The organism is Asaccharospora irregularis DSM 2635 (genome assembly GCF_900129815.1).
Taxonomy (GTDB): domain Bacteria; phylum Bacillota; class Clostridia; order Peptostreptococcales; family Peptostreptococcaceae; genus Asaccharospora; species Asaccharospora irregularis.
Genome location: NZ_FQWX01000003.1, coordinates 81,576 through 95,717, shown reverse-complemented (window position 1 = coordinate 95,717; position 14,142 = coordinate 81,576). Strand labels below are relative to the sequence as shown.

Annotated in this window: 13 protein-coding genes; 2 read left to right on the top strand and 11 right to left on the bottom strand. The window is 30.0% G+C overall.

Translation table 11 applies throughout. The annotated features are described in order from the left end of the window. Positions 1 to 6: 6 nt before the first annotated feature. On the bottom strand, positions 7 to 648 hold the full coding sequence (locus BUB34_RS02440; RefSeq protein WP_073123893.1) for a histidine phosphatase family protein: 642 nt from the start codon (positions 646 to 648) through the stop codon (positions 7 to 9). A gap of 146 nt (positions 649 to 794) precedes the next feature. Here BUB34_RS02440 and BUB34_RS02435 point away from each other — a divergent pair, with 146 nt between their 5' ends. Then, entirely contained in the window at positions 795 to 1,619 is an 825-nt protein-coding gene (locus BUB34_RS02435; RefSeq protein ID WP_073123891.1) for a carbon-nitrogen hydrolase family protein, read from the top strand. Between the two features lie 81 nt (positions 1,620 to 1,700). After that, the gene (locus tag BUB34_RS02430) at positions 1,701 to 2,558 is read left to right on the top strand and encodes a YitT family protein (protein WP_330392730.1); all 858 of its coding nucleotides are present in this window, start codon (positions 1,701 to 1,703) and stop codon (positions 2,556 to 2,558) included. Positions 2,559 to 2,606: 48 nt separating this feature from the next. Here the strand turns inward: BUB34_RS02430 and clpB are convergent, their stop codons facing one another. From clpB to BUB34_RS02380, 10 genes are all read right to left on the bottom strand, one after another. Next, complete coding sequence (gene clpB, locus BUB34_RS02425; protein WP_073123890.1) at positions 2,607 to 5,201, bottom strand: ATP-dependent chaperone ClpB; 2,595 nt, start codon at positions 5,199 to 5,201, stop codon at positions 2,607 to 2,609. Positions 5,202 to 5,335: 134 nt separating this feature from the next. Then, positions 5,336 to 6,289 carry an ABC transporter ATP-binding protein gene (locus BUB34_RS02420; protein WP_073123889.1) on the bottom strand — a complete coding sequence of 318 codons (954 nt, stop codon included), beginning with the start codon at positions 6,287 to 6,289 and terminating at the stop codon, positions 5,336 to 5,338. Continuing rightward, positions 6,270 to 7,262 carry an ABC transporter ATP-binding protein gene (locus BUB34_RS02415; protein WP_073123887.1) on the bottom strand — a complete coding sequence of 331 codons (993 nt, stop codon included), beginning with the start codon at positions 7,260 to 7,262 and terminating at the stop codon, positions 6,270 to 6,272. The genes BUB34_RS02420 and BUB34_RS02415 overlap by 20 nt, the downstream gene beginning before the upstream one ends. Positions 7,263 to 7,270: 8 nt before the next feature. Continuing rightward, positions 7,271 to 8,104: an ABC transporter permease gene (locus BUB34_RS02410; RefSeq protein ID WP_073123886.1), complete on the bottom strand. Its 834-nt coding sequence runs from the start codon at positions 8,102 to 8,104 to the stop codon at positions 7,271 to 7,273. 11 nt (positions 8,105 to 8,115) lie between these two features. Continuing rightward, positions 8,116 to 9,060, bottom strand: coding sequence for an ABC transporter permease (locus BUB34_RS02405; protein WP_073123884.1), 945 nt, complete (start codon positions 9,058 to 9,060; stop codon positions 8,116 to 8,118). A gap of 90 nt (positions 9,061 to 9,150) precedes the next feature. Continuing rightward, positions 9,151 to 10,725: an ABC transporter substrate-binding protein gene (locus tag BUB34_RS02400; RefSeq protein ID WP_073123883.1), complete on the bottom strand. Its 1,575-nt coding sequence runs from the start codon at positions 10,723 to 10,725 to the stop codon at positions 9,151 to 9,153. Between the two features lie 166 nt (positions 10,726 to 10,891). After that, complete coding sequence (locus BUB34_RS02395) at positions 10,892 to 11,302, bottom strand: hypothetical protein (protein WP_073123881.1); 411 nt, start codon at positions 11,300 to 11,302, stop codon at positions 10,892 to 10,894. Between the two features lie 139 nt (positions 11,303 to 11,441). Next, the gene (locus BUB34_RS02390; protein ID WP_073123880.1) at positions 11,442 to 12,314 is read right to left on the bottom strand and encodes a MurR/RpiR family transcriptional regulator; all 873 of its coding nucleotides are present in this window, start codon (positions 12,312 to 12,314) and stop codon (positions 11,442 to 11,444) included. Positions 12,315 to 12,695: 381 nt separating this feature from the next. Next, positions 12,696 to 13,277 (bottom strand): class I SAM-dependent methyltransferase, encoded by a 582-nt coding sequence (locus BUB34_RS02385; RefSeq protein WP_073123878.1) that lies wholly within the window; start codon positions 13,275 to 13,277, stop codon positions 12,696 to 12,698. Positions 13,278 to 13,286: 9 nt separating this feature from the next. Beyond that, positions 13,287 to 14,000, bottom strand: coding sequence for a pseudouridine synthase (locus BUB34_RS02380; protein ID WP_073123877.1), 714 nt, complete (start codon positions 13,998 to 14,000; stop codon positions 13,287 to 13,289). Positions 14,001 to 14,142 lie beyond the last annotated feature (142 nt).

Genomic DNA, 14,142 nt, shown 5'->3' with positions numbered 1-14,142 from the left:
TTCTCCTTATTCCAGTGCTGAATTATTTATCTTTGTATGATTTTTTATATGACTGGTATCATTCATTTTTATAACAACTGGGCCATAATCCCTATACTCAACTATATTTAAAGCTGTATTATCCTGCTTTATTCTATATATATTTTCCATTCCTGATCCTAAAAATGAAAGTAGCATAACTCTTAATGTAATTGAATGAGTTACAAATATTATATGCTTATTTTCATGTTTTTTATTTATTTCTTCTATAAAATTATCAACTCTTTCCTTTATTACTTGAAGAGTTTCTCCTTTAGGAATGTTTACTAGGTGTGGATCATTTCTCCATATATCATATATATCTGAGTAGTCTTTCTTTATTTCATCTATTAGAAGTCCTTCCCAAACACCAAACCCCATCTCTCTTAAACCTTCAGTTTTTTGAACCTCTAGATTTAACTTTTCCCCTAAAATTTCTGCAGTTTGAATTGCTCTTCCTAAGTCGCTACTATATATATAATCTATAGGGTATTTTGTAATATCTTCTGCAAGTTCTCTAGCCTGAACTATTCCTTGTTCTGTTAAATCTGAATTTCCATGACCTTGAGTTTTACCTAGAATATTCCAATTAGTTTGTCCGTGTCTAACTATATAAAATGTATTTGCCATAGTATCCTCCTAAAGTATTATGAATTTATATTATATCCTTCATCAAAATTTTATTATATCATAAAGTTAGCCAATTGTACTATTTTATAGTATAGGCAAAGATATATTATGGTATAATATGGTAAAAGGCTTTGGGGGTTAATCTTATGAATTCATATAAACTTGCTATATGTCAAATGAAAACTAGTAATAATAAAACAGTGAACATCCAACATGCTATAGAAATGATAGCAGAAGCATCTAAAAATGGTGCAGATGTAGTTGCCCTTCCTGAGATGTTTAACTGTCCTTATGAAAATAGATTTTTTAAAGAATTTGCTGAAGAATATCCAGGAGAAACATCAAAAGCTTTAAGTAAGATAGCTTTTGATTGTGGTGTATATCTAATAGGAGGAAGTATACCTGAGTTTGAAGACGGCAAAATCTACAACACTTCATATGTTTTTGATAAATCGGGTATACTAATAGGAAGACATAGAAAAGTACATTTATTTGATATTGATGTAAAGGATGGAGTTTCATTCAAGGAATCAGATACTCTATCTAGAGGCAATGACATTACAGTAATTGACACTGAGTACGGGAAAATAGGTGTCGCTATTTGCTATGATGTACGTTTCCCTGAATTATCTAGATTGATGGCATTAAAGGGAGCAGAAATTGTGATACTACCGGCAGCCTTTAATATGACTACAGGTCCTGCACACTGGGAGTTATCTATTCGTATGCGTGCTCTTGATAACCAAATATTCTTTGCAGGTGTATCTCCAGCTAGAGATGAAAATGCTTCATACATTTCCTATGCAAACTCTATGGTCTCAGACCCTTGGGGAAGAATTATAGGTGCTGCTGGAAAAGACGAAAATATTATTTATGTAGATATTGATAGAAGTTTGATTGGTAAAATTAGACAACAGCTTCCGTTACTTAATCATAGAAGAACTGATTTGTATAAAGTTGGCATACTATAGTACTAATAAGATAAGTAGTTAAACTCATTTTTGTAGTTATAAAAATTATATATATTAGAACTGCTCTAGGGAGGGATATTATTGAAAAAAAACGCACTAACTTTATCAGAAATACTAATTTTGATGTTGGGTTGTATATTAATGTCTATTTCACTTAACTTATTTTTCGACCCACACTCTATCGCACCAGGTGGATTGACAGGATTCGCAATAGTAGTCAACACACTAATTCATGTACCTCTTTGGGTTATAAACTTAGTACTAAATGTTCCTATTTTCTTATTTGCATATAAAATATTAACTAAAAAAGATTGTATAAAAACAATATTAGGAATAGTTTTTCTTACTTTAGCACTTAAACTTACAGAAAATTTAGCTATTCTCAATGTTACAGAAGATGTATTTCTTGCAATTATAGTAGGAGCCATTTTGATGGGATTGGGCTTAGGTCTTATATTTAGAATTAATGGGACAACTGGTGGAACTGACTTAATAGGTCTTTTGCTTAATAGCTACTTCCCTTCAGTAAGCGTTCCTATATTGATGGGAATAGTCGATTGTATAGTAGTTACCTTATCAGGAATAGTAAACAAAGAAATTGAAATTGGACTTTACTCTGCAATTTCTTTATATATAATAGTAAAGGTAAGTGACTTAGTGATTCAAGGACTTGATTATTCAAAATCATTTACTATAATATCAGATAAGTCTGATGAGATTAAACTAGAAATAATGGAAGAACTAGACAGAGGAGCTACTATCCTAAAAGGGGAAGGAGCTTATACTGGAAATGATAAAAAAATTCTTTTAGTTGTAGTTATGAAAAAAGAAGTTGTTAAGCTTAAGAAGCTTGTCAAAGAGATTGATCCAGATGCATTCGTAATAATTTCAGATGTACACGAAGCTCTTGGAAACGGTTTCAAAGTTATAGATAATTAATTTAGAAAGGAACTAGAGCATATAACCATTCTAGTTCCTTTCTATTTATTATTTTACTATTATTTTTATATTGTCTTCTTCTCCATCTACTATTACTGTAGAACCACTATAGATTTCACCTGTTATAAGTCGTTTAGCTATCATAGTTTCTAATGTATTTCCTATATATCTCTTAAGAGGTCTCGCTCCATATATAGGATCATAACCTTCCTTAACTAATACTTTTTTAGCTGTTTCAGTTAATTCTAGACTTATATTTTTTTCTTCTAGTTTATTTTTTAAGTCTTGCATAAATATATCTATTATTTTCTTTATATCTTCTTCACTTAAAGGTTTAAACATTATTATATCGTCTATTCTATTTAAAAACTCTGGCTTAAATCTGTATTTTAGTTCATTCATAACTAGATTATCAGCCTCTTTTTTATTGTTTTCATAGTCTTCTAATAAATATTTGCTACCAATATTTGAAGTCATTATTATTAATGTATTTTTGAAGTCCACTGTCTTTCCTTTGTTATCAGTAAGTCTACCATCATCTAATATTTGTAAAAATAAATTGAACACGTCTTCATGTGCCTTTTCTATTTCATCAAATAATATTACAGAATAAGGTGAACGTCTCACTGATTCAGTAAGCTGACCTCCCTCTTCATATCCAACATAACCAGGAGGAGGACCTATAAGTCTAGATACAGCATGTTTTTCCATATACTCAGACATATCTATTCTAATTATATTGTCCTCACTGTCAAATAGGTTACGAGCGAGTGTTTTTGCAAGTTCTGTTTTACCAACTCCTGTAGGTCCTAGGAATATAAATGATCCTATAGGTTTTTTCTCATCCTTAAGACCAGCACGAGCTCTAATTACTGCGTTTGAAACTGCTGTTACTGCTTCATCTTGACCTATTACTCTCTTATGAAGTTCATCTTCTAATTTAATTAATTTTTCTCTTTCACCCTCAACTAATTTTGTAACAGGAATACCTGTCCACTTAGAAACAATACTTGATATTTCATTTTCAGTAACTTCCTCTTTTAACAATGCATTTTCGTAGCTTTGTTGTATCTTTTCTTCAAGAGATTTTATTTGTTCTTCTAATTTAGGTATAACACCGTATTTAATTTCTGCAACTTTATTAAAATCATACTCTCTTTCGTATTTTTCTACATTACCTTTTGCTTCATCTAGTTGAGATTTTAAATTTTTAATTTCTAATATTTGATTTTTTTCCTTATCATATTTAGCCGTCATCTCGTCATTTTTAGATTTCAATTCAGAGATTTCTTTTTGAATTACATCTAATCTAGCTTTACTTTTATCATCATTTTCTTTGAGCAAAGCTTCTCTTTCTGTTTCTAGTGTAAATAACTTTCTTCTTACCATATCTAGTTCTGTAGGAAGAGAATCTATTTCACTACGAATCATAGCCCCTGCTTCATCTATTAAATCTATAGCCTTATCAGGTAAAAATCTATCCTGTATATATCTATTAGAAAGTTTTGCAGCTGCTACTATTGCACTATCATGTATTCTTACACCATGATGTATTTCAAATCTTTCCTTTAGACCTCTTAAAATTGATATTGTATCACTTACACTAGGTTCTTCTGCTATTACAGGTTGGAAACGTCTTTCTAAAGCCTTATCTTTTTCTATATACTTTCTATATTCATCAAAAGTAGTTGCACCTATACAGTTTAATTCTCCTCTTGCAAGCATAGGTTTAATTAAGTTTCCAGCATCCATAGAGCCTTCTGTTTTACCTGCTCCAACAATAGTATGAATTTCATCTATAAATAGTATTATTTTTCCATCAGAACTTTGAACTTCTTTTAAGACTGCTTTTAATCTTTCCTCAAATTCACCTCTATATTTTGCACCTGCAATTAAGGCACCCATATCAAGTGAAAATACAATTTTATCTTTTAGCCCTTCAGGAACATCTCCTCTTACTATTCTTTCTGCTAATCCTTCTACGATTGCAGTTTTACCCACTCCCGGTTCACCTATAAGAACTGGATTATTTTTTGTTCTTCTTGAAAGAATTCTTATAACCCTTCTAATTTCTTCATCTCTTCCTATTACTGGGTCTAATTTATGTTTTTTTGCTAAGTCTACTAAGTTTGTCCCATATCTGGCTAAAGCCTCATAAGTCCCTTCTGGGTCCTGAGTTTCTACTCTTTGGTTTCCTCTAACTTGATATAAAACATTTAGAAAATCATTTTTATTTATATTATATTGTTTTAATATTTTACCTATATTTGAGTCTTTTTCTAAGTCCATAATCGCAAGCATCACGTGTTCGACACTTATATAATCATCTCTAAACTCCTTAGAAATATTTTCTGCCTTTAGAAGTATCTCATTTATTTTTCTAGTAGCTGTTACACCTTGTGAACTTATACCTTCTCCGTAGATTTTAGGTAATTTATCTAACTCAGAATCTACAGAATTCTTTAATGATTCAACAGGAATATTCATTTTTTCAAATATATTTGGGATTAGTCCATCTTCTTGTTTTATAAGTGCTGAAAAAAGATGGATGGCATCTACCTGTTGATTGTTATTGTTTACTGCTTCGCTAAATGCATCATTTAAACTTTTTTGAACTCTTACAGTCATTTTTTCTACGTCCATATAAAATCCCTCCAATTTGTATTATATCCATAAATATAAAATATATTAGATTTAATATACTTTATTATATTATAAAGCTTTTGAAATTTAATTTCTACTAGGATTTTTATACTTTTTAAATATGTTTATTTGTTTTATACCATGTGACAATATACTAGGTGATTATCACCTAAGTCTTTAGCCTTAGGTGCTTGTTCTTCGCATATTTTTTCTGCATATTTACATCTAGTCCTAAATTTACAACCTGAAGGAGGATTTATAGGACTCGGAACATCCCCTTCGAGTATCTCTTCTTTAACGCTTGAATAAATACTTGGTATACTACTCAAAAGAGCTTTAGTATAAGGATGTCTTGGATTCTCATATATATCACTACTATTTCCGATCTCTACTATACTACCTAAATACATAACACATACTCTATCAGATATATACCTTACCATAGATAAATCATGAGCAATAAACAAATAAGTTATTTTAAATTCATCTTTTAAGTCATCTAAAAGATTTATCACCTGTGCCTGTATAGACACGTCTAGTGCTGAAATAGGCTCATCACAAAATATAAAGTCTGGTTTTACAGATAATGCTCTTGCTATTCCTATTCTCTGTCTTTGACCACCACTAAATTCATGAGGATATCTATCAGCATGTTCTCTACTAAGTCCAACCTTTTCTAACATCTCATATGCAACTTCATTTTTTTGTGCATTACTTAACTTTGTGTGTATATCTAAGGGCTCTTTTATTATATCTCTAGCCGTCATGTTTGGATTTAAAGATGCATAAGGGTCCTGAAATATTGTCTGAACTCTTTTTCTAAATTGTTTTAAATCTTTTTCTTTATTTTTAGATATATCAACTCCATCAAAAATTATCTCTCCATCTGTAACATCGTAGAGTCTTATTAAGGTTCTTCCTAAAGTCGACTTCCCACATCCACTCTCTCCAACAAGGCCAAGGGTCTCTCCCTTTTTTATATAAAAACTTACATCATCAACTGCCTTAACTTCTTTGATATTTTTTTTGATAAGTCCATCTTTTTCTACAAAATACTTTTTTAGATTTTTAACCTCTATTAAGTTCATTGTTAGCCTCCCTAGATATTAGATTGCAAGCAACTTTATGTGTACTACTAATCTCTATAAAATCCTGTCTTAGCTTACATTTTTCTACCCTCAAGTCACACCTATCATAAAACGGACAACCATTCTTTGGCATAAGTAAACTAGGTGTATTCCCTTCTATAGGAATAAGCCTATCTCCTTTAGAATTTTTCATCTTTGGTATAGATCTTAGGAGACCTATAGTATATGGATGTTTAGGATTTTCAAATATTTCTTTTACACTACCAATCTCCATAATCATTCCACCGTACATTACTATAACTCTATCACAGACATTGTAAACTATACCTAAATCATGGGTTATTAATATAGTTGAATTTTCATTGTCACTGTTTAATTTCTTTATCAACCTTAAGATTTGAGCCTGTATAGTTACATCCAAAGCCGTCGTTGGTTCGTCTGCTATTAATAGTTTTGGAGATGAGCTTATAGCCATTGCAATACATACCCTCTGTCTCATTCCACCACTAAACTCATGAGGATAACTATCTATTCTTTTTTCTGGGGAAGGTATTCCGACCAATTTTAGCAGTTCTATAGCTTTATTTCTCGCCTCTTTTTTAGTTAGTTTACTGTGCCTTATTATTACTTCACTCATCTGATTCCCAATTTTTATCAGGGGATTTAAAGCAGTCATGGGATCTTGAAATACCATAGCTATTTCATTTCCTCTTATTTTTAGCATCTGCTTTTCATTTAACTTTGTCAAATCTTGACCTAGAAACATTATAGTACCATCTACAATTTTTCCAGGGTCTTTTATAAGACCCATTATAGATTTAGAAGCTATACTTTTACCACTTCCACTTTCTCCGACTATTCCTACTATTTCATTTTTATATACATCAAAACTTATACCTCTAACTGCCTGTACCTCACCTGCTTCAGTAAAAAAGGATGTTTTTAAATTTTCTATTTGTATTATTTTTTCCATAATTACACCTACCTATTGTTAGACTTTGCCTCAAATGTTAATCTTAAAGTATCTCCTATTAGATTAAAACTAAGTACTGTAAAAAGTATAAAAATACCTGGAAGTATAGCTAGGTGTGGTGCATCTCCTAAAAAAGCTTGTGCATCTTTAAGCATGCTACCCCACGATGCATTTGGCTGTTTAACTCCTAATCCTAAAAAGCTTAGTGAGGATTCCATAAGTATTGAGTTAGCTATATCTATACTAGAAGACACTATTATCGTAGGAAGCATACTCGGTATTATATGTTTTATTATTATTTTACCCCAGCTTTGTCCAGATGATTTTGCATATAATACATATTCTCTTTCCTTTATAGACAATGTTTCTGATCTAACTATTCTTGCAACTCCCATCCAACCTAACAATCCTATTACCAATATAATATTTTTTATGCTAGATCCTAGGTAAGAGTTTATTACAAGTATTAAAAAGAAAGTAGGTATGCTCATAAGTATATCTATTAATCTCATTATAAAGTTATCTACCTTACCGCCAAAATATCCACTTATTGCCCCAACTAACGTTCCTACCGATGTAGATATGATCATAGACATAAACCCTACAGTCAAGGACACCCTACCACCATATAATGCCCTTGTCAGGTAATCTCTTCCCATACTATCAGTACCAAAATAGTTTTTACCTCCTGGTAGTTTAAGCCTATTTACAGGATCTATCTGGTTTGGGTCAAAAGGCATTAAAAATGCAAATATTGATATAAGCACAAATATAATTATTGTTATCAAAGCAGCTAGTGCTAGTTTATTTTCCTTAAAATTGCGTTTTAATTTTTCTATCATTTCTTCCTCCTTTAATGCTTTATTCTAGGGTCTACAACCTGATACAAAATATCAGCTATCAAATTGCCAATTATCAGCACTACTGAGGAAATCATAGTTATACCCATAACAACGGGATAATCATAACCAAATATTGCTGTTACACCAAGCTGACCCATACCCGGCCACCCAAATATCGTCTCTGTTATAAATGCACCTGTCACAAGCTGTGGAAGTGACATAGCAAATATAGTTATTATAGGAAGTAAGGTATTTTTGAAAACGTGTTTGAAAAGTACCTCTTTAGCACTAGCTCCATATGCATACTGAGTTAGGACATAGTCCTCATTTAGTTGACCTATTGTGCTAGATCTAATATACCTTGTGAATACACATACGTTATAATAACTAAGAACTATTACAGGCATTATCATATGTTTTATTAAATCAACCGTAGTATCAACTCCGATAGTCCTCATTCCTATACTAGGGAGCAGATTTAACTTTAAGGAAAAGATATATATAATCATCATGGCAAACCAAAAACTCGGTATAGAAATACCTATATATGCAATTACATTTAATACATTGTCAAGTACTGAGTTTTTATTATAACCAGATATCAAACCTACAGGTATAGCTATAATCAGCGATAGTATCAACGCAGTCAGTGTTATCAATATAGTATTGGGTATTCTATCAAATATAACAGTTGCTACTGGTCTATGATTAATTAAAGAGTATCCTAAATTACCCTGAACAGCATTAATTAACCACTTAAAATATTGAATATATATAGGTTGATCAAGTCCCATATTATGTCTTACTCTCTCTATGTCTACTGCACTCATTTTAGGAGTTATATATGCTTGTATAGGATCCCCTGGAGCCAGATGCATAAGTAAAAATGAAATTATAGATATAAAAAATAACATAGGTATTACATTAAATAATCTTTTTACTATTTTTTCTTTCATATTTCACCTCTTAGACTTAATACCAAAAAATAGCCGCTTTAATACGGCTATTTTTTAATTTTGATATATTTTATTATCTTGATATATTTTTTATTTTAGTTTTAATTTATGTAAATCTCTAAACATAAATATTGGTGCTGGTGTAGCATCTTCTACTCCGTCATAAGCCTTATCTATTGCAACAATTGACTTAGAGTATGCAATTGGGTAGCAAGTCATATCATCTATTACTAATTTTTGTGCTTCTTTGTATAATTCAGTTCTCTTAGCTTCATTTGTTTCTGATAAAGCCTTATTAAATAACTCTTCTACTTTTTCGTTTTTATATTTATTGAAATTGTTTGATCCATCTTCTACAAATAATGAAGCATAAGAAGCTGGGTTAGTTCCCATTACATACCCATTTAAAGCCATGTCAAATGAGTATTCTTCTGGATTAAGTATTTTGTTTATAAAAGCACTACTTTCAAGAGGAACTAACTCTACTTCTACACCTATATCCTTTAAATTGTTTTGTACAACTAATGCTGTAGCTTCAAGCGAAGGTTTGTGTGTAGAGTATCCGAATTTTAATTTTAAATCCTTAACTCCTGCTTTTTCTAATAGCTGTTTAGCTTTTTCTTTGTCTTGTTCATACTTTTCAACTTCTCCAGTATACCCTACTGTATTAGGAGCAAATAATGAGTCTGCTTTTGTAGCATATTCTTCTGATTTATATGAAGCTTTTATAATTTCCTCTTTATTTATTGCATAAGCTAAAGCTTGTCTTACTTCCTTTTTAGCTAAATCTTTGTTGTGTTGTTGAAGGAATATTATATTATCAACCATACCTTCATCGAAAGTAATTATATTTACATTATCCTTAGATTTTACGTTTTCAACATCATCTGCAGAAACATATTTAACGTTTACTTCACCATTTTGTAAAGCTGTATTAGCTGAATTAGCATCAGCTATAACTCTATAGTTTACTGTATCTAAGTTAGCCTTTTCTCCGTAGAAATCATCAAATTTTTCTAGTGTTATCAGTTCCCCTGATTTATGTTCTTTAAATTTGTATGCCCCTGAACCTATTGGATTTCTATTTTCTTCGCTTTTTTCTAAATCTTTTTCACCTTCATATATGTGTTTAGGTATAGGTCTTATATCACCTAATATATATTCAAATGGTGTTGAAATACTTGAAAGTTTAAATTCTACAGTAGTGTCATCTACCTTTTTAACTTCAACTGGATTATCATTTATTATAAAATCTTCTCTACTCATGCAATTTTGATTTTTATCTAGTATAGTATTTACTGTGAATACAACATCATCAGCAGTTAAAGGTTTTCCGTCATGCCACTTTAGGTTGTCTTTTAATTTAACTTTGTATGTTAAAAAGTCATCTGAAACATCTACACTATCAGCTAAGTAGAATGTTTTTTCCCCTGTTTCTTCTACTACATATAGCGGAGAATATAATGAATTCATAACTGTCATAGAAAGTCTATCATTTGCAAATAATGGGTTTGGGTTTGTTAAATCACTCCCAGCTACTATAGTTATTGCTGATGCTTTAGTGCTATCTTTCTTATCTTCACTAGCCTTTTTTTGTGAACATCCAACCGATAAAATTAGCGTACTAATTACAGTTAGCGTCAAAATTTTTTTCTTTAAACTCATAATTCCTACCCCTCTCAACTATTAAAAAGTTTATTTCTCCACTATTCTACAGTATATAACAGCTAAAGGTAAAATAGTAAAAAACTATATTTTAAATAGTTTTTTACTATTCAGATTTTATGACTAATTTAAATTTTACTATTTTGAAACAATAATAAATATACATTTAATTTTCTAAATTTGATAAGTCATATTTATTGAGTTTTTTTCTTAATATATTCCCCTGACTACTATTTATCAATCCTTCTTTAACTAACTTATCAACAGTAGATACTTTTAAGGCGCTTTTTTCTTTTAAATATCTTTTTTCTTTATTTTGTGAATTTTTAATATCTTTTAATTTATTGATATAATTATTTATTTCTTTTATATCTTCACTCTTTAATAAATTGTCTCTTCTCATTTCTTCTAGACATGATGTCCAAATAAATTGAGCTCTTTTTATTTTCGCTTCTTCTATTGTGTATCTGTACTCCATTATAGGTTCTCTAGCATATATATATTTTGTAGTTAGTCCACCAAATGTTGATATTGACACTAATAAAAAAATAATTCCTAATTTTTTTATACATTTCACACAAACCCCTCCTAACCAATTTGTAATTAGATATATTATATGGATTTCAATGAAATATATTATATCGTGGTAAATTTTTTATAGATTTTTGGCATTATAAAAGGCTATTAGAATTTTTAATTCTAACAGCCTTTTTAGCCTACTCATATACAGAGTATTTAGTCCATATTTGTTCTAAATCATCAAAATGTTGCTTGATATCTTCTTTTTCTTTCATACCAACAGATATTACAAGTGCATTCGCTACACTAAAAGCAGGTACTAAAGAGTCAACAAATGATGCCATACTACTCTTAACTAAAAGAGTATTATCTGCAATTGATGCAACAGGTGCAAACAAACTATCAGTTAAAGAAATTACATGAGCCCCTTTTTCTTTTGCATATTTTACAACCTGATAAGATTTTTTAGAGTATCTAGGGAAGCTAATTGCTACAACAACATCGTCTTCTGATATTCTAACTATTTGCTCAAATGCATCTCCCATATCCATTCTAATTATATGCACACTATCTAGTATTATATCCAAATAAAATCCTAAGTATTGTGCAACTACAAATGAACTTCTCATACCTAAAATATATATCTTTCTTGCATTTAACAATTTATTAGAAGCTTCTTCAAAGGCAATTTCGTCTACTTCTTCAAGCGTACCTCTTATATTGTCTATATCACTTTTAAGAACTTTATTTAAAATAGTTGAATCATCAGAATATTCATGAGCCATGTCAACTCTTTGTACGGTAGTAAGTTTGTTTTTTATAAGTTCTTGAAGTGCAGACTGCAATTTCGGATAACCTGAATACCCCAGTGCATTTGCAAATCTAACAACTGTAGACTCACTAACTCCAACTGTTTCCCCTAATTTACACGCTGTCATGAAGGCAACTTTGTCATAATTTTTTAAAATATACTGCGCTATAAGTTTTTGTCCCTTACTTAGCCTCGGATACTGTGATTGTATATTCGATATTAAGTGTTTACTATCTTTTATTTCTTTTGAATCTTCCATTCCTATCTCCTTTTAAATATAAACCATTTGAATTTTTCTAGATAAATATAACTTGTTATCCCTCCCAATTATTATATGCTACTTTCACTCCATAATATGAAACAAAACAATTAAGGTTCTAAATTTTCTGACTTTTAACCCCTATAGAATAACCATTTCAATTATAACACTTTTGTTTATGTTTTTTAATATAATAATTAATTTTTCATAAATAAATAATCATATTAAAAAAGCTTATAGTATTCAATGTACATATATAATAATATCTTTTATATTATTCTTGTCAAGTTTATTTATAGATTATTCATAAAAACTCCCTATACAGTAAACTTTTTAGTAAACCCTTATAGGGAGTAAATGTAAACATATTTATTTATGATTTTAGTATATTTTTTTCTTTTCAATTAAAATTAATCTCGGAGGGTTATTGATTTGATTTAAAAATGAACTTTCTAAAACATTAAACTCTTTTTGATCTAACGTACTGACAAAGTCATATACACTATTTTTTTCATCTTCTCCCCCAGGATGACCTGTATAAATCGCTATACTTACTATGCCATGAGGCTTTAATATTTTTAAGCTAGCCTCTATAGCTTTGATAGTAGTCTGGGGTTTTGTTACAACCATATGCTTAAATCCAGGTAAATATCCCAAATTAAATAAAACACAAGAAACTTCCTCATCTACATATTGGCCCATATTTTCATGTCCATCTAAGATTAGCTTTACCCTATTTTCTAAGTTAGACTCTAATAATCTCTTTTTTGTAGAACTTATAGCTTCTTCTTGAATATCAAAACTATATACAAAACCGCTACTTCCGACCTTCTCTGCTAGGTACTTTGTATCATAACCATTTCCCATAGTCGCATCTACAACAATATCGCCTTCTTTTAATATTTTGTCTATATACATCTTATTTATATCAGTAATTTTAGTTAAATATTTAGCTCTTACCATGTTCCACCTCTATTTTATTCCTTTTAAATACGATATTTCTTCTTCTGTCAAGTATCTGTATTTTCCTATTTCTAAGCCCTGAAGTCTTATTTTTCCCATAGCTGTTCTTCTTAAATTTAATACAGGATGATTTATAGCTCTACACATTTTTCTAACTTGTCTATTTCTTCCCTCATGTATTTTAATCTCACACAATGAGTAATTTTTTTCCTTGTTTTCTTTTAGTATTCTTATTTTAGCTGGAGCTGTCTTATAATCCTCTATTGTAAGTCCGTTTTTAAAATTGTTAATCTCATCTTGAGTTGGTGTTCCCTTAACCTTTGCAATATAAGTCTTATCCACTTCATGCTTTGGATGGGTTAGCTTATAGGTTAAATCCCCATCATTTGTAAGCAGCAAAAATCCACTAGTTTCATAGTCTAGTCTTCCTATAGGATATACTCTATCTTTTATATCTAATAAATCAATTACACTAGGCCTATTAAATTGATCCTTCACAGTTGTAATGTAACCCTCTGGTTTATTTAGCAGTATATAAATATAGTTATTAGCAAGACTTATTTTTTTATTATCAACTTCAACAATATCATTATTTTCATCTATATTAAAAGATAACTCTTCCACTATTTTACCATTTACCCTGACTCTTTTTTCTAATATAAGTTCTTCTGACTTCCTTCTGGATGCAATTCCACAAGAAGCTATGTATTTATTTATTCTCATAAATTCACCTTCTTTTATTATTTTATAAGTTTTTTGTAAAATAAACAGTTTTTGTTTTATCTTTATATTATAATACATATTGAGGATATATAAAAATAAAAAGTATGCTTCTTATTTCTTATAGCCTTAAAACTTTACATAT